A 14,801-nucleotide genomic window follows, 5' to 3' on the forward strand; every position below is an offset into this window, starting at 1 on the left:
CCTAGAAGGCGATCGTCGCCTCGCCCTTGGCGCCCACCTGCAGCACATGGTCGGTGCCGCTGACGATGATGGCGTTCATGCCAAAGGTGAGCGCCCCGTTGAGCCGCGGGTCGGCCCGGTAGGCCACCAGCGTGTCGGCGATGGCATGGCCGGTCTCGGCGGTGGCCGGGTCCACGTCGGGGATGCTGCAGCGCGAGCAGGGCTTGACCAGCTTCAGCACGATGGGGCCCTGCGGCGACTCGATTACCAGCTCGTCGATGAAGTCCTCGGCATGCGCGTCCTCCAGCCCGTCGAGCACGAGGTTGGGGCGAAAGCGCTCCATGGTCGCGGCGGGCCGCCCCGCTTCGGCCAGCCGCCGGTTCAGCTCGGCCAGCGAGGCGGTGGACGTCACCAGCAGCGGGAAGCCGTCGGCGAAGGCGGTCTGCGCCGGCAGGCCGGCCGTCCACTTCGTGTCGCAGGCGCGGCGGTGCTCGGGGTCGAAGCGCACCAGCCGCGCCGGGCGGCCCAGGTAGTCGCTGAACCACTGCGCGGCCACCTTGCCCATGTCGAAGGCGGCCACCTCGTCGCCCCACACGGTGGCCCGGCAGGGCGCTTCCACCGCGTCGATCGTCAGGTGCAGCGCCAGCATGCCGGGGGCGCGCAGCACCAGGTCGTCCGTGCGCAGCGTGGGCTTGACGAGCTGCATGCGCGGCAGCTCGCGCTGGGTGAGGAATTCGCCGTGCTCGTCCACCACCATCCAGGCGCGGTCCAGCTCCAGGCCGGTCTCGATCAGCAGGCCCTGGCGTACCGCGATGCCGCCGCACGACTTGATGGGATGGATGTGCAGCGAATGCACGGTGACGGAATGGTCGCTCATGCGGCCATTCTGCCCGCCACCACCCCCTGCGGGCGCGCCCATGCGGGCCGCTTCCTGCGGGCGAGGCGGGGCAGGGGCTGCTCCCTACAATGGTTTTCATATGAATTCCGACAGCTCGATCGACGTGTGCATCCGCGGTGCCGGCGCGGTGGGCGCCAGCCTGGCGCTGGCGCTGTCGCGCCAGGGGCTGCGGGTGGTGCTGCAGGCGGCCGCGCCGGCGCCGGCCGGCCAGCCCGACGTGCGTGCCTATGCGCTGAATGCCGCCTCGGTGGCGCTGCTGCGCTCGCTCAAGGTCTGGGAGGCGCTGCCGCCCGATGCGGTGACGCCGGTGCACGACATGCAGATCGCAGGCGATGCCCGGCCCGGGGCGCTGAGCTTCTCGGCCTGGGAGCAGGCGGTGGAGGCGCTGGCCTGGATCGTCGATGCCGCCGCGCTGGAGACCGCGCTGCACACCGCCCTGCGCTTTGCGCCGCATGTGCGCATGGCCGCGCCCGAGGAGTCCATCGCCGCGCCCCTGACCGCGCTGTGCGAAGGCAAGCATTCGGCCACCCGCCAGCGCCTGGGCATCGAGTTCGAGATGCACTGGTACGGCCAGCGGGCCATCGCCGCCCGCCTGACGTCCGACCGGCCGCACCACGGCACCGCGCGCCAGTGGTTCCGCTCGCCCGACGTGCTGGCGCTGCTGCCCTTCGACCGGCCGCAGCCGCACACCAGCTACGGCCTGGTGTGGTCGCTGCCGGAGGCGCGCGCGGGCGAGCTGCTGGCCCTGCCGGCCACCGAGTTCGAGGCAGCCCTGAACGACGCCACCGGCGGCGCTGCGGGCCGCCTTGCGCTGGGCAGCGAGCGGGCGGCCTGGCCGCTGGGCATCGGGCAGGCGCGCCGGGTCACCGGTCCTGGCTGGGCACTGCTGGGCGACAGTGCCCATGTGGTGCATCCGCTGGCCGGCCAGGGCCTGAACCTGGGCCTGGCCGACGTGCAGGTGCTGGCCGAAACCCTGGCCGCGCGCGAGCCCTGGCGCGCCCTGGGCGACGAGCGCCTGCTGTCGCGCTATGCGCGGCGCCGGCTCGGCCCCACCAGCGCGATGGCCACGGTGACCGACGGCCTGCTGCACCTCTTCGCCCCGCCCACGCCAGGGCTGCGGGAACTACGCAACCGCGGATTGAATCTGGTGGATCACCTGCCGCGTGCCAAGCGCTGGCTTGCCGGGCGTGCGCTCGGTCTCTGAAGGACAACCCCATGCTGAACCGAACCCTCGTCGCCGCCGCCGTGCTGGCCGTCGCCGCGCTGCCGCTGGCCGCCCAGGAAGACGTCATCCGCAAGAACCTCGCGGAGCGGCTGCCGCAGATGCCCAAGATCGACGAGGTGAGCAAGACCACCATCCCCGGCCTGTACGAGGTGCGCATGGGCACCGAGGTGATCTACAGCGACGAGACGGGCAACCACCTCATCCAGGGCTCCATCTTCGACACCCGCAGCAAGACCAACCTGACCGATGCCCGCATCCAGAAGCTGACGGCCATCGACTTCGCGGCGCTGCCGCTGAAGGACGCGATGGTGCAGAAGCAGGGCAACGGCTCGCGCAAGCTGGCGGTCTTCGCCGACCCCAACTGCGGCTACTGCAAGCGCTTCGAGCGCGACCTGGCCACGGTGAAGGACGTGACCATCTACACCTTCCTGTACCCGATCCTGGGCGCCGATTCGGACGCCAAGGCCAAGGCCATCTGGTGCGCCAAGGATGCGCAGAAGACCTGGCGCGCCTGGATGCTGGACAACGCCACCATCCCCAAGCAGATGGGCCAGTGCGACGCCGCGGCCATCACCCGCAACGTGGCCTTCGGCCAGAAGCACAAGCTCAACGGCACGCCGGCGCTGGTGTTCCAGGACGGCCGGCGCCTGCCCGGCGCCATTCCGGCGGCGGAGATCGAGAAGCAGCTGGCCGAGGCCTCGGGCAAGTCCTGATCGCGCCGCAGGGCGGGCGGGCGCAGTCACAATGCGCGCGCCATGTCCGCCCCACCTGTCGCCCTTCCTCCTGCCGCCGCGCCGTCGGCGCCTGCCCTGCGCCTCGGTTATGCCGGCCTCATCCCCTTCGTCGCCGGCGCGCTGCTGGTGTGGCTGGTGCGTGCCGACGCCTTGCCCTACGTGACGCTGGCGCTGGCCAGCTATGCCGCAATCATCGTGTCCTTCCTCGGCGGCATCCACTGGGGCATCGGCTTCCGGGACGGCACGCCGGCGCTGTTCGCCTGGGGCGTGGTGCCCTCGCTGGTGGCCTGGGTGGCGCTGATGATGTCGCCCGACGCCGGTCTGGTGATCAGCGGCGCCATGCTGCTGGGCTGCTACCTGGTGGACCGCCGGGTGTATCCGCGCCACGGCCTGGCCGCGTGGCTCACGCTGCGCTTCCGCCTGAGCGCGGTGTCGTCGCTGAGCTGCTTCATCGGCGCCGCGGGCGCATGACCCTTCCCACTGGCTGTCCTCCATGATCACCTACCGCATCGACGTGGCCGACGTCCACGCCCACCTGTACCGCGTCACGCTCACCGTGCCGCAGCCGGCGCCCGAGCAGGTGCTGAGCCTGCCGGTGTGGATCCCGGGCAGCTACATGGTGCGCGAGTTCGGCCGGCACCTCTCCGAGGTGCAGGCCCGCCAGGGGCGCACGCCGGTGCCGCTGCAGCAGCGCGACAAGACCAGCTGGATCGCACGGCCGGAAGGCCGCGGCGCGCTGACGCTGAGCTACCTGGTCTATGCCTTCGACACCTCGGTGCGCACCGCCTTCCTCAATGCCTCGCGCGGCTTCTTCAACAACACCAGCCTGTGCCTGCGTGTCGAAGGCCGCGAGGCCGAGCCGCACCGCATCGAGCTGGGCGCGCTGCCGCGCGGCTGGGAGGTGGCCACGGCCATGCCGGCCGACGGCCCGCGCGCCTTCGTGGCCGCCGACTACGACGAGCTGGTGGACCATCCGTTCGAGCTGGGCAGCTTCTGGCGCGGCCGCTTCGAGGTGGCCGGCGTGCCGCATGAATTCGTGGTGGCCGGCGCCTGGCCCGGCTTCGACGGCGACCGGCTGCTGACCGACACCCGCCGCATCTGCGAGGCGCAGGTGGCCTTCTGGCACGGGCCGCAGGGCCAGCCGCCGTACGAGCGCTACGTGTTCATGCTCAACACGGTGGAAGAAGGCTATGGCGGCCTGGAGCACCGCGCCAGCACCGCGCTGATTGCCAACCGCCGCGACCTGCCGCGCCCCGGCGTGGCGGCCGCCAGCGATGGCTACGTGACGCTGCTGGGCCTGATCAGCCACGAGTTCTTCCACACCTGGAACGTCAAGCGGCTGAAGCCGGCGCCGTTCGCGCAGTTCGACTACACGCGCGAGAACTACACCGAGCTGCTGTGGTTCTTCGAAGGCTTCACCAGCTACTACGACGACCAGTTCCTGCTGCGCGCCGGCCTGATCGACGCGCCGCGCTACCTGAAGCTGATCGGCAAGACCGTCAACGGCGTGCTGGCCGGGCCCGGGCGCAAGGTGCAGAGCGTGGCGCAGGCCAGCTTCGACGCCTGGGTGAAGTACTACCGCGCCGACGAGAACACGCCCAATGCCACGGTGAGCTACTACACCAAGGGCTCACTGGTGGCGATGGCGCTGGACCTGACGCTGCGCGCCGAGGCCCGCGGCTCGCTGGACGACGTGATGCGCGCGCTGTGGGCGGCCAGCGATGGCGGCCCGGTGGACGAGGCCGCCATCCTGGCCGCGCTGCAATCGGTCGGCCGCCGTTCCTATGCCGACGAGCTGGCCGCCTGGGTGCACGGCACCGACGACCTGCCGCTGCAGCCGCTGCTGGAGCGTGCCGGGGTGGCGGTGAAGCCGGAGCCGGCCGGCTGGTCGGCCGCGCTGGGCCTGCGGCTGTCCGAGGGCGCGTTGAGCGGCGTGCAGGTGCGCCAGGTGCTGCGCGGCAGCGCGGCCGAGCGTGCCGGTGTCTCGGCCGGCGACGAACTGCTGGCGGTCGATGGCTGGCGCATCCGCCGGCTGGACGATGCGCAGCAGTGGGTGGGCGCCGGCCTGCCGTTCGAACTGCTGCTGGCACGTGACCAGCGGCTGCACACCGTGCGTGTGGTGCCCGAAGCCACGCCCGCGGCCACGCTGTTGCTGAGCCCGGCCGACAAGCCGGCGAAGTCGGCCGCGGCCTTGCGCCGCGCATGGCTGGGCTGCTGAGTCGCCCGGGCCGCGGCGGCCGCCGCTTGGCGGCGCTGGCCGTGGCGGTGGCGGTGCTGGCCGGCCATCTGTGGCTCAGCAGCCGGCTGTCGGACGCCCTGGTCTCCGCTGGCGGCGGCGACAAGCCGGCGATGCAGCGCATGGACGTGGCCTTCGTGCGCGAACTGCAGCAGGCCGCGCCGCCAGCTGCCGCGCCGGTGCGTGCCGCGCCGCCTGCGCCGGCACGCCGCAAGCCCCAACCCGCGCCGCCGCCGGAGCCCGCGGCTTCGGCCGCCAGCGCGCCCGACACGCCCACCGAGGCCGAGGTGGAGCCGGTGCCGGGCCTGGTGGCACAGGCGCCCGAGCTGCCGCCCGAGCCGGCCTCCGGGCCGGCATCGGAGCCCGTGCCTGACGCCGCTGCGGCCGCTTCCGCGGCGGAGATGGCAGCGGCCCCGGCCCCGACCCCTGCGGCCAGCCCGCCCCTGGCCGCCTTCCAGCCGCTGCAGGTGGCCTCGGCCAGCGCGCCGGCCTTCGAGTGGCCGCCGTCCACCCGGCTGGACTATGTGCTCAACGGCAACTACCGCGGCGAGGTGAACGGCCATGCGCGGGTGCAATGGATCCGCCAGGCGCAGCGCTACCAGGTGCATGTGGACGTGGTGGTCGGTCCCAGCTTCGCGCCGCTGGTGGCGCGCCGCATGACCAGTGAAGGCGCGGTGACGCCCGGCGGCCTGGTGCCGCAGGCCTACGAGGAAGTGACCAGCACGCTGTTCGGCAAGCCGCGGCGCCGCGGGCTGCGCTTCGAGCCCGACCGCATCGTGCTGGACAAGGGCACCGCCGAGCCCTGGCCCGGGGTGCAGGACACGGCCAGCCAGTTCGTGCAGCTCACCTGGCTGTTCACCACCCAGCCGCAGCTGCTCCGGGTGGGCCAGGCGCTGGAGTTTCCGCTGGCACTGCCGCGGCGCATCGACCGCTGGCACTACGACGTGGTGGCCGAGGAAACGCTCTACACCCGCGTCGGCGAGCTGCGCACCTTCCATGTGAAGCCGCGGCGCGAATCCACCCGGCCCGGCGAGCTGACGGCGGAGCTGTGGTTCGCGCCCACGCTGCAGTACCTGCCGGTGCGCATCCTGATCCGCCACGAGGGCGACACCTACGTCGACCTGATGCTGGACGCGCCTCCGCTGCAGACCGAATAGCCGGCCGTGGTGCCCCGCCTATAGTGCCCGCACGACTGTGCCACCGAGGGACCACGCGAATGGACTACGAGAACATCCTCACCGAGCTGCGCGGCGACGGCCCGCTGAAGACCGCGCTCATCACGCTGAACCGGCCCAAGCAGCTCAATGCGCTGAACGATGGCCTGATGAACGACCTGGGCCATGCGCTGCTGGCCTTCGATGCCGACCCGGGCATCGGCTGCATCGTGATCACCGGCAGCGAGAAGGCCTTCGCGGCCGGCGCCGACATCGCGGCGATGGCCAAGTACACCTTCGAGGACACCTACGGCGGCAACTTCATCACCCGCAACTGGGAAACCATCCGCCAGGTGCGCAAGCCGGTGATCGCCGCGGTGGCGGGTTTCGCGCTGGGCGGCGGCTGCGAGCTGGCGATGATGTGCGACTTCATCATCGCCGCCGACACGGCCAAGTTCGGCCAGCCCGAGATCAAGATCGGCATCATGCCGGGCGCCGGCGGCACGCAGCGGCTGCCGCGCGCGGTGGGCAAGAGCAAGGCGATGGACATGATCCTCACCGCCCGCATGATGGACGCGGCCGAGGCGGAGCGGGCCGGGCTGGTGTCGCGCGTGGTGCCGGCCGACAAGCTGATCGACGAGGCCATCGGCGCGGCCACGGTCATCTGCGGCTACGGCATGCCCAGCGTGATGATGGCCAAGGAATGCGTGAACAAGGCCTTCGAGGGCGGGCTGTCGGACGGCGTGTCCTACGAGCGGCGCCTCTTCCACGCGATGTTCGCGACGGAAGACCAGAAGGAAGGCATGGACGCCTTCCTGAGCAAGCGCGCCCCGGTGTTCAAGCACCGGTGACGCGTGCCGGCCGGTGTCAGGCGGGCAGGGCTTCGGCGCGCTGCCAGAGCTCGGCCACCTGGCGGGCCCAGCTCAGGTAGTGGGCGTCGGTGGGCGCGAAGTACGGCACGCCGCGGTCGATCACCTGATGCACGCGCTGGGCCAGCGCCTTCTCTGCAGGGCGGCTGTCGACGAGCTTTTCCAGCTCATGCAGCAGTTGCTGGCGGGCCAGCGGGCTCTGCGCGGCGGTCAGGCGTTCGAAGACGGGATGGGCGGGAGATGGCATGGTGTGGGGACAACTCTCTGACGAGGTCTCCCTATATCGGTTGAGCCGCGTTCCGGTTGACAACCGAAGCCTGCGCAAACGTGTCGAAAAGCGCCGGCTATCCGGCGCAGTTCACGGCTGCGCCCAGGTGGCGTGGTCGGCCGAGAAGATCGCGCGGCGGTGGCCGTCGACATGCAGCTCGGTCCAGTCGATGGACAGCACACGGGCGGTGATCACCGCGAAATGCTCCCGCGCGGCGCGCTCGGGCACCAGCGGCGAGGGCAGCTCGCTGCCCGGCGCGGCGCCGGCCAGGTAGTCGGCCGCCGAGCGCGTGAGCCGCACCTGGGCCCAGCGGGAAGCCACGTCGGGGCCGTCGGTGGCCACGGTCATCGCCACCCGCAGCCGAAGCTGCCAGCTCAGCGCCTTCGACCACATCACCAGCGTGCCCTTGGGCTGTTGCCCGATCTGCCGCACCTTGGCGGCCCGGGCGTCGCTGTAGAACAGCAGCTCCTGCGGGCCGCGGCGCGCTTCGCGCAGCACCACGCTGCGGGCATCGGCCTCATCGCCTTGGACGGTGGCCAGGGTCATCAGCCGCCAGCCGTGGGCGGGGTCGGTGGCGGCTTTCTCCAGCTCCTGCCAGCAGGCCGCCTCCAGGATGTGCAGGGACTCGATGCGGGACGACAACACCGCAGGCCTGCCTTCAGCCTTCGCGCCGCAGCGCCGGGAACAGGATCACGTCGCGGATGCTGGGCGAATCGGTCAGCAGCATCACCAGGCGGTCGATGCCGATGCCGCAGCCGCCGGTGGGCGGCATGCCGTATTCCAGCGCGCGGATGAAGTCGGCGTCGTAGTACATCGCCTCCTCGTCGCCGGCTTCCTTGTTGGCGGCCTGGGCCTGGAAGCGGGCGGCCTGGTCCTCGGCGTCGTTCAGCTCCGAGAAGCCGTTGGCGTATTCGCGCCCGGTGATGAAGAGCTCGAAGCGCTCGGTGATCGACGGGTCGGCATCGGACGCGCGGGCCAGCGGGCTCACTTCCACCGGGTAGTCGATGATGAAGGTGGGCTGCCAGAGCTTTTCTTCCACCACCGCCTCGAACAGGCCGAACTGCAGCTCGGGCAGCTTCCAGTGGGCAGGCGCCTCCTCGCCGGCGGCCTTCAGCCGGGCGCGCAGCACCTCGGCGTCCACGGCCTCCTCGGCGCTGAGGCCGGCATGGGCCACCAGCGAATCGCGCACCGTCAGGCGGGCGAAGGGCTGGTCCAGGTGCACCGGCTTGCCGGCATAGCTGATGGCGGCCGAGCCGGTGGCCTGGCGCGCGGCATGGCGCAGCACTTCCTCGGTGAAGTCCATCAGGTCGTGATGGTTCCAGTAGGCCGCGTAGAACTCCATCATCGTGAATTCCGGGTTGTGCCGGACGCTGATGCCTTCGTTGCGGAAGCTGCGGTTGATCTCGAACACCCGCTCGAAGCCGCCGACAATCAGCCGCTTGAGGTACAGCTCGGGCGCGATGCGCAGGAACATCTCCTGGTCGAGCGCGTTGTGGTGCGTGACGAAGGGCTTGGCGTTGGCGCCGCCCGGGATCGGGTGCAGCATCGGCGTCTCCACTTCCATGAAGCGGTGGTCCACCATGAACTGGCGGATGGCCGAGAGGGTCCTGCTGCGGGCGGTGAAGCGGGCGCGGGCGTCGTCGTCGGTGATCAGGTCGACGTAGCGCTGGCGGTACTTCTGCTCCTGGTCGGCCATGCCGTGGAACTTGTCCGGCAGCGGGCGCAGGCTCTTGGTCAGCAGCCGCAGCGTGGTCACCTTGACCGAAAGTTCACCCGTCTTGGTGCGGAACAACGTGCCCTCGGCGCCCAGGATGTCGCCCAGGTCCCAGTGCTTGAAGGCGGCGTAGACCTGCTCGCCCACGTTGTCCCGCGCCACGAACAGCTGGATGCGGCCGGTGGCGTCCTGCAGCGAGCAGAAGCTGGCCTTGCCCATCACCCGCTTGAGCATCATGCGTCCGGCCAGCGAGACGGCCACGGCCTTCGGCTCCAGCGCCTCGTTGGGCGACTCGCCATGCGCCTGCAGCAGCGCGGCGGCATGGTCGCGTGGCTTGAAGTCGTTGGGGAAGGCAACGCCCTCGCGGCGGATGGCGGCGAGTTTCTCGCGGCGCTCTGCGATCAGCTTGTTGTCGTCGGCGACGGGCGGCGTGGGGGTGGCGTGGTCGGTCATGCGAGGGCAGGCCGCAAAACGGCCGAAGGGGCGCTGGCGGCGCCAGGGGGTCGCGATTCTAGGTGCTGACCCTAGCAAGGCATACTTGCACGGTCAGATTTCCCGGCTCGTTCAGTGGCGGCGCAGTGCCGCGGCGGGGCCTCATCCAACCACCTCGACACCCATGACGATCCTCGTGACAGGCGGCGCCGGCTTCATCGGCAGCAACTTCGTGCTCGACTGGCTGGCCCAGTCGGACGAGAAGGTGATCAACCTCGATCTGCTGACCTATGCCGGCAACCTCGGCAACCTGAAGTCGCTGGAAGGTGACGCCCGCCACGTGTTCGTGCAGGGCGACATCTGCGACCGCAACCTGGTCGACGAGTTGCTGGCCACGCACCAGCCGCGTGCGCTGGTGCACTTCGCCGCCGAAAGTCACGTGGACCGCAGCATCCATGGCCCCGGCGCCTTCATGCGCACCAACATCGACGGCACTTTCGCGCTGCTGGAAGCCGCCCGCGCCTACTGGGGCAAGCTCCAGGGCGACGCCAAGGCGGCCTTCCGCTTCCACCACGTGAGCACCGACGAGGTGTACGGCTCGCTCAAGCCCAGCGACCCGCCGTTCGCCGAGACCAACGCCTACGAGCCGAACAGCCCGTACTCGGCCAGCAAGGCCGCCAGCGACCACCTGGTGCGCGCCTGGCACCACACCTACGGCCTGCCGGTGGTCACCACCAACTGCTCGAACAACTACGGGCCCTATCACTTCCCCGAGAAGCTGATCCCGCTAATGATCGTCAACGCCCTGGCCGGCAAGCCGCTGCCGGTGTACGGTGACGGCCAGCAGATCCGCGACTGGCTGTACGTGAAGGACCACTGCAGCGGCATCCGCGCGGTGCTGGAGCGCGGCACGCTGGGCGAGACCTACAACATCGGCGGCTGGAACGAGCAGGCCAACATCGACATCGTCCAGCGCGTGTGCGCGCTGCTCGACGAGCTGAAGCCCGACCCGGCCGGCCCCTACAGCCGCCTGATCACCTACGTGACCGACCGCCCGGGCCACGACCGCCGCTACGCCATCGACGCCCGCAAGATCGAGCGCGAGCTGGGCTGGCGCCCGGCCGAGACCTTCGAGACCGGCATCCGCAAGACGGTGCAGTGGTACCTGGAGAACACGCAGTGGGTGGCCGACGTGCAGAGCGGCGCCTACAAGGACTGGATCGGCACCAACTACGGCGGCCGCGCATGAAGGTCCTGCTCTTCGGCAAGGGCGGCCAGGTCGGCTGGGAGCTGCAGCGCGCGCTGCGCCCGCTGGGCGAGCTGGTCGCGCTGGACTTCGACAGCACCACGCTGCACGCCGACTTCAGCCGCCCCGAGGGCCTGGCCGAGACGGTGCGCCAGGTGCGGCCCGACGTGATCGTGAATGCCGCCGCCCACACCGCGGTGGACAAGGCCGAGAGCGAACCGGCGCTGGCCGAGGCGCTGAATGCCACCGGTCCGGCGGTGATCGCCCACGAGGCCGCCGCGATCGGCGCGCTGCTGGTGCACTACAGCACGGACTATGTGTTCGACGGCAGCGGCAGCCATGCGCGCGACGAGGATGCGCCCACCGGCCCCTTGAGCGTCTACGGCCGCACCAAGCTGCAGGCCGAGGAGGCCATCCGCGCCAGCGGCTGCCCGCATGTGATCCTGCGCACCAGCTGGGTCTACGGCGCGCGTGGCGGCAACTTCGCCCGCACCATGCTGCGGCTGGCCGGCGAGCGCGAGAAGCTCACCGTGATCGACGACCAGATCGGCGCACCCACCGGTGCCGACCTGCTGGCCGACATCACCGCCCATGCCATCCGCGCCTGCCGCGCCAACCCGGCGCTGTGCGGCACCTACCACGCGGTGGCCGCGGGCGAGACCAGCTGGCACGGCTATGCCAGCTTCGTCATCGACTGGGCGCGTGCCAACAGCCTGCCGCTGAAGGTGGCGCCCGGCGCCATCGAGCCGGTGCCGACCACCAGCTTCCCGACGCCGGCGCAGCGGCCGCTGAATTCGCGGCTGTCCACCGCCCGCCTGCAGCAGGCCTTCGACCTCGTGATGCCGCCGTGGCAAGAGGGTGTCGAACGCATGCTGACCGAAGCCTTCCGCTGATCAACCGACTGCCGTACCCACCATGAGCAATACCACCCGCAAGGGCATCATCCTGGCCGGCGGCTCCGGCACCCGGCTGCACCCGGCCACGCTGGCCATGAGCAAGCAGCTGCTGCCGGTGTTCGACAAGCCGATGGTCTATTACCCGCTGTCCACGCTGATGCTGGCCGGCATCCGCGACGTGCTGATCATCAGCACGCCGCAGGACACGCCGCGCTTCGAATCGCTGCTGGGCGACGGCAGCCGCTGGGGCGTCAACCTCACGTATTGCGTGCAGGAGAAGCCCGACGGCCTGGCGCAGGCCTTCATCCTGGGCAAGCAGCACGTGGGCAGCTGCCCCAGCGCGCTGGTGCTGGGCGACAACATCTTCCACGGCCATGACTTCCAGGGCCTGCTGAAGAACGCCGCCGGCCGCGACCAGGGCGCCACGGTGTTCGCCTACCACGTGCACGATCCCGAGCGTTATGGCGTGGTCGAGTTCGATGGTGGCCAGCGCGCCATCAGCATCGCGGAAAAGCCCGCCCAGCCCAAGAGCAACTACGCGGTCACCGGCCTGTACTTCTACGACCAGCAGGTGTGCGACATCGCCGCCAACATCAAGCCGAGCCCGCGCGGCGAGCTGGAGATCACCGACGTCAATGCCGCCTACCTCGAGCGCGGCCAACTGCAGGTCGAGATCATGGGCCGCGGCTATGCCTGGCTGGACACCGGCACGCACGACAGCCTGCTGGAAGCCGGCCAGTTCATCGCCACGCTGGAAAAGCGCCAGGGCCTGAAGGTGGCCTGCCTGGAAGAAATCGCGTACCGCAGCGGCTGGATCGATGCCGCCGCCGTCGAGAAGCTGGCCGCGCCCATGCTGAAGAACGGTTATGGCCAGTACCTGATGAAGGTGCTGCAGGACAAGGTGTTCTGACGCCATGAGCAAGCTGATCCCCACCCGCCTGCCGGGCGTCGTGATCGTCGAGCCGGCCGTGTTCGGCGACGACCGCGGCTGGTTCTCCGAGAGCTACAACGAGCCGCGCTTCCATGCGCAGCTGGCCGAGCTGGGCCTGCCCGCGCCGCGGCCCTTCGTGCAGGACAACCATTCCGTCAGCGCCGCCTGGGTGCTGCGCGGCCTGCACTACCAGCGCGCGCCGCATGCCCAGGGCAAGCTGGTGCGCGTGGTCAAGGGCTCGGCCTTCGATGTGGCGGTGGACATCCGCCGCGGCTCGCCCACCTTCGGCCAGTGGGTCGGTGAGCTGCTGTCGGCCGACAACAAGCGCCAGCTGTGGGTTCCCGAAGGCTTCGCGCATGCCTTCGTGGCGATGGAGGACGACACCCACTTTCTCTACAAGACCACCGACACCTACGCCAAGGACTGCGAAGGCAGCATCGTCTGGAACGATCCGGCCATCGGCATCGAGTGGCCGCTGCCGGCCGGCGTGCAGCCGCGCCTGGCGCCCAAGGACGCGGCCGCGCCGCTGCTGGCGGACGCTCGGCTGGACTGATGGCCGCAACGCTCACCCCGGTGGCCGGCCGCCGCATCCGCTTCGCCCTGGTGGGCTGCGGCCGCATCGCCCGCAACCACGTGGCGGCGCTAGCCGCCCATGCCGAACGGGCCGAGCTGGTGGCGCTGTGCGACAAGCGGCCCGAGGCGATCGAGTCGCTGGTGGCGCATGCGCCGCACCTGGCCGGCGTGCCGCGCTTCAACACCCTGGCCGCGCTGCTGGCCGGCAGCGAACCCGACATCGTGGTGCTGGCCACGCCCAGCGGCCTGCATTCGCGCCAGGCCATCGAGGTGGCGCATGCGGGCCGCCATGTGCTCAGCGAAAAGCCCATGGCCACCAAGTGGGACGAGGGCATGGCCATGGTGCGCGCCTGCCGCGAGGCGGGCGTCAAGCTGTTCGTGGTCAAGCAGAACCGGCTCAACACCACGCTGCAACTGCTGAAGAAGGCCATCGACGGCGGGCGCTTCGGCCGCATCGCGATGGTCAACGTCAACGTGTTCTGGACCCGCCCGCAGAGCTACTACGACGAAGCCCCCTGGCGCGGCCGCTGGGACATGGACGGCGGCGCCTTCATGAACCAGGCCAGCCACTATGTGGACATGGTCGACTGGCTGGTGGGCCCGGTGGACAACGTGCATGCCTACACCGCCACGCTGGGCCGCGACATCGAAGCGGAAGACACCGGCGTGATGAGCCTGCGCCTGCGCCGCGGCGGCCTGGCCTCCATCAACGTGACGATGCTGACGCACGGCAAGAACTTCGAAGGCAGCATCACCGTGCTGGGCGAGAAGGGCACCGTGCGCATCGGCGGCGTGGCGGTCAACGAGATCCAGCACTGGGCCTTCGAAGACGTGCAGCCGGAGGACGAGGTGGTGAAGTCGGCCAACTACGCGCCGCCTTCGGTCTATGGCCATGGCCACCCGCTGTACTACGCCAACGTGATCGACACGCTGCTCGGCCAGGCCAGCGCCGAGGTCGACGGCTACGAAGGCCTGCGCTCGCTGGAAGTGATCATCGCGGCCTACCGCAGCGCGCGCGACGGCACCCGCGTGGGCCTGCCCCTGGTGTTCTGAAGGAGGCGGCCATGGCGTATTGGGCGCATCCCAGCGCGGTCGTCGACGACGGCGCGCAGATCGGCGACGGCAGCAAGGTGTGGCACTTCAGCCATGTGTGCGCCGGCGCCCGCATCGGCGCCGGCAGCTCGCTGGGGCAGGGCGTGTACGTGGGCAACGACGTGGTGATCGGCGCCAATGCGCGCATCCAGAACAACGTGTCGGTGTACGACGCGGTGACGCTGGAAGACGACGTGTTCTGCGGCCCGAGCATGGTGTTCACCAACGTCTACAACCCGCGCGCGGCCGTCTCCCGCAAGGCCGAGTACCGGCACACCTTGGTCAAGCAGGGCGCCACGCTGGGCGCCAACTGCACCATCGTCTGCGGCGCCACGGTGGGGGCCCATGCCTTCGTCGGCGCCGGCGCGGTGGTCACGGCCGACGTGCCCGACCATGCGCTGGTGGTGGGCGTGCCGGCGCGGCGCATCGGCTGGATGAGCCGGCACGGCGAGCGGCTGCCGCTGCCGGCGTCCGGCCAGGGCACGGCGGCCTGCCCGGCCACGGGAGAAAGCTACCGCCTCGACGGTGACGTGCTGACGCTGCTGTAATCGCGC

16 protein-coding genes are annotated in these 14,801 nt (G+C 70.5%); 12 read left to right on the forward strand and 4 right to left on the reverse strand.

All coding sequences use genetic code 11. The features are described from left to right. Nucleotide 1: 1 nt before the first annotated feature. On the reverse strand, nt 2-856 hold the full coding sequence (locus tag LRS14_RS17265; RefSeq protein WP_046114716.1) for an MOSC domain-containing protein: 855 nt from the start codon (nt 854-856) through the stop codon (nt 2-4). A 100-nt stretch (nt 857-956) separates the two neighbouring features. On the opposite strand from LRS14_RS17265, the gene LRS14_RS17270 reads away from it, so the two are divergent. Genes LRS14_RS17270 through LRS14_RS17295 form a run of 6 tightly spaced genes read left to right on the forward strand, consistent with a single transcriptional unit; the run spans nt 957 to nt 7,077 of the window. Beyond that, a complete protein-coding gene (locus LRS14_RS17270) occupies nt 957-2,081 on the forward strand; it encodes an FAD-dependent oxidoreductase (protein WP_257800295.1) in 1,125 nt (374 codons plus the stop codon). 11 nt (nt 2,082-2,092) lie between these two features. After that, a complete protein-coding gene (locus tag LRS14_RS17275) occupies nt 2,093-2,815 on the forward strand; it encodes a DsbC family protein (protein WP_046114714.1) in 723 nt (240 codons plus the stop codon). A 42-nt stretch (nt 2,816-2,857) separates the two neighbouring features. Further along, nucleotides 2,858-3,307: a DUF3429 domain-containing protein gene (locus LRS14_RS17280; RefSeq protein WP_046114713.1), complete on the forward strand. Its 450-nt coding sequence runs from the start codon at nt 2,858-2,860 to the stop codon at nt 3,305-3,307. Between the two features lie 22 nt (nt 3,308-3,329). After that, a complete protein-coding gene (locus LRS14_RS17285; protein ID WP_257800296.1) occupies nt 3,330-5,054 on the forward strand; it encodes a M61 family metallopeptidase in 1,725 nt (574 codons plus the stop codon). Beyond that, nucleotides 5,039-6,229, forward strand: a complete 1,191-nt coding sequence (locus LRS14_RS17290; RefSeq protein ID WP_257800297.1) for a DUF3108 domain-containing protein — start codon at nt 5,039-5,041, stop codon at nt 6,227-6,229. The genes LRS14_RS17285 and LRS14_RS17290 overlap by 16 nt, the downstream gene beginning before the upstream one ends. Nucleotides 6,230-6,288: 59 nt before the next feature. Further along, entirely contained in the window at nt 6,289-7,077 is a 789-nt protein-coding gene (locus LRS14_RS17295; protein ID WP_046114710.1) for an enoyl-CoA hydratase, read from the forward strand. 16 nt (nt 7,078-7,093) lie between these two features. Here LRS14_RS17295 and LRS14_RS17300 read toward each other — a convergent pair whose 3' ends face one another. From LRS14_RS17300 to lysS, 3 genes are all read right to left on the reverse strand, one after another. Continuing rightward, nucleotides 7,094-7,342: a hypothetical protein gene (locus LRS14_RS17300; protein WP_046114709.1), complete on the reverse strand. Its 249-nt coding sequence runs from the start codon at nt 7,340-7,342 to the stop codon at nt 7,094-7,096. A 111-nt stretch (nt 7,343-7,453) separates the two neighbouring features. After that, the gene (locus LRS14_RS17305; RefSeq protein WP_232315434.1) at nt 7,454-8,008 is read right to left on the reverse strand and encodes a pyridoxamine 5'-phosphate oxidase family protein; all 555 of its coding nucleotides are present in this window, start codon (nt 8,006-8,008) and stop codon (nt 7,454-7,456) included. Nucleotides 8,009-8,021: 13 nt separating this feature from the next. Further along, the gene (gene lysS / locus LRS14_RS17310; RefSeq protein WP_257800298.1) at nt 8,022-9,530 is read right to left on the reverse strand and encodes a lysine--tRNA ligase; all 1,509 of its coding nucleotides are present in this window, start codon (nt 9,528-9,530) and stop codon (nt 8,022-8,024) included. A gap of 163 nt (nt 9,531-9,693) precedes the next feature. On the opposite strand from lysS, the gene rfbB reads away from it, so the two are divergent. The 6 genes from rfbB to LRS14_RS17340 are packed head-to-tail and all read left to right on the forward strand — an operon-like array spanning nt 9,694 to nt 14,795. Beyond that, nucleotides 9,694-10,758, forward strand: coding sequence for a dTDP-glucose 4,6-dehydratase (gene rfbB / locus LRS14_RS17315; protein ID WP_257800300.1), 1,065 nt, complete (start codon nt 9,694-9,696; stop codon nt 10,756-10,758). Beyond that, the gene (gene rfbD, locus LRS14_RS17320; RefSeq protein WP_257800301.1) at nt 10,755-11,648 is read left to right on the forward strand and encodes a dTDP-4-dehydrorhamnose reductase; all 894 of its coding nucleotides are present in this window, start codon (nt 10,755-10,757) and stop codon (nt 11,646-11,648) included. The genes rfbB and rfbD overlap by 4 nt, the downstream gene beginning before the upstream one ends. A gap of 22 nt (nt 11,649-11,670) precedes the next feature. Continuing rightward, the gene (gene rfbA, locus LRS14_RS17325) at nt 11,671-12,561 is read left to right on the forward strand and encodes a glucose-1-phosphate thymidylyltransferase RfbA (protein ID WP_257800303.1); all 891 of its coding nucleotides are present in this window, start codon (nt 11,671-11,673) and stop codon (nt 12,559-12,561) included. Nucleotides 12,562-12,565: 4 nt separating this feature from the next. Beyond that, complete coding sequence (gene rfbC / locus LRS14_RS17330) at nt 12,566-13,135, forward strand: dTDP-4-dehydrorhamnose 3,5-epimerase (protein ID WP_046114703.1); 570 nt, start codon at nt 12,566-12,568, stop codon at nt 13,133-13,135. After that, on the forward strand, nt 13,135-14,208 hold the full coding sequence (locus tag LRS14_RS17335) for a Gfo/Idh/MocA family protein (protein ID WP_257800304.1): 1,074 nt from the start codon (nt 13,135-13,137) through the stop codon (nt 14,206-14,208). Before rfbC ends, LRS14_RS17335 begins: the two co-directional genes overlap by 1 nt. An 11-nt stretch (nt 14,209-14,219) precedes the next feature. Beyond that, nucleotides 14,220-14,795, forward strand: coding sequence for an acyltransferase (locus LRS14_RS17340; RefSeq protein WP_257800305.1), 576 nt, complete (start codon nt 14,220-14,222; stop codon nt 14,793-14,795). Nucleotides 14,796-14,801: the final 6 nt, after the last annotated feature.

The organism is Aquincola sp. J276, from assembly GCF_024700035.1.
Classification (GTDB): Bacteria; Pseudomonadota; Gammaproteobacteria; order Burkholderiales; family Burkholderiaceae_C; genus Aquincola; species Aquincola tertiaricarbonis.

Bases quoted from the DNA above. Each gene is read 5' to 3' on its own strand.
- rfbD (WP_257800301.1), top strand. From the start codon at position 10,755: ATGAAGGTCCTGCTCTTCGGCAAGGGCGGCCAGGTCGGCTGGGAGCTG.
- LRS14_RS17295 (WP_046114710.1), top strand. From the start codon at position 6,289: ATGGACTACGAGAACATCCTCACCGAGCTGCGCGGCGACGGCCCGCTG.
- LRS14_RS17340 (WP_257800305.1), top strand. From the start codon at position 14,220: ATGGCGTATTGGGCGCATCCCAGCGCGGTCGTCGACGACGGCGCGCAG.
- LRS14_RS17285 (WP_257800296.1), top strand. From the start codon at position 3,330: ATGATCACCTACCGCATCGACGTGGCCGACGTCCACGCCCACCTGTAC.
- LRS14_RS17300 (WP_046114709.1), bottom strand. From the start codon at position 7,342: ATGCCATCTCCCGCCCATCCCGTCTTCGAACGCCTGACCGCCGCGCAG.
- LRS14_RS17280 (WP_046114713.1), top strand. From the start codon at position 2,858: ATGTCCGCCCCACCTGTCGCCCTTCCTCCTGCCGCCGCGCCGTCGGCG.
- LRS14_RS17265 (WP_046114716.1), bottom strand. From the start codon at position 856: ATGAGCGACCATTCCGTCACCGTGCATTCGCTGCACATCCATCCCATC.
- rfbC (WP_046114703.1), top strand. From the start codon at position 12,566: ATGAGCAAGCTGATCCCCACCCGCCTGCCGGGCGTCGTGATCGTCGAG.
- lysS (WP_257800298.1), bottom strand. From the start codon at position 9,530: ATGACCGACCACGCCACCCCCACGCCGCCCGTCGCCGACGACAACAAG.
- rfbB (WP_257800300.1), top strand. From the start codon at position 9,694: ATGACGATCCTCGTGACAGGCGGCGCCGGCTTCATCGGCAGCAACTTC.
- rfbA (WP_257800303.1), top strand. From the start codon at position 11,671: ATGAGCAATACCACCCGCAAGGGCATCATCCTGGCCGGCGGCTCCGGC.
- LRS14_RS17290 (WP_257800297.1), top strand. From the start codon at position 5,039: ATGGCTGGGCTGCTGAGTCGCCCGGGCCGCGGCGGCCGCCGCTTGGCG.
- LRS14_RS17335 (WP_257800304.1), top strand. From the start codon at position 13,135: ATGGCCGCAACGCTCACCCCGGTGGCCGGCCGCCGCATCCGCTTCGCC.
- LRS14_RS17270 (WP_257800295.1), top strand. From the start codon at position 957: ATGAATTCCGACAGCTCGATCGACGTGTGCATCCGCGGTGCCGGCGCG.
- LRS14_RS17275 (WP_046114714.1), top strand. From the start codon at position 2,093: ATGCTGAACCGAACCCTCGTCGCCGCCGCCGTGCTGGCCGTCGCCGCG.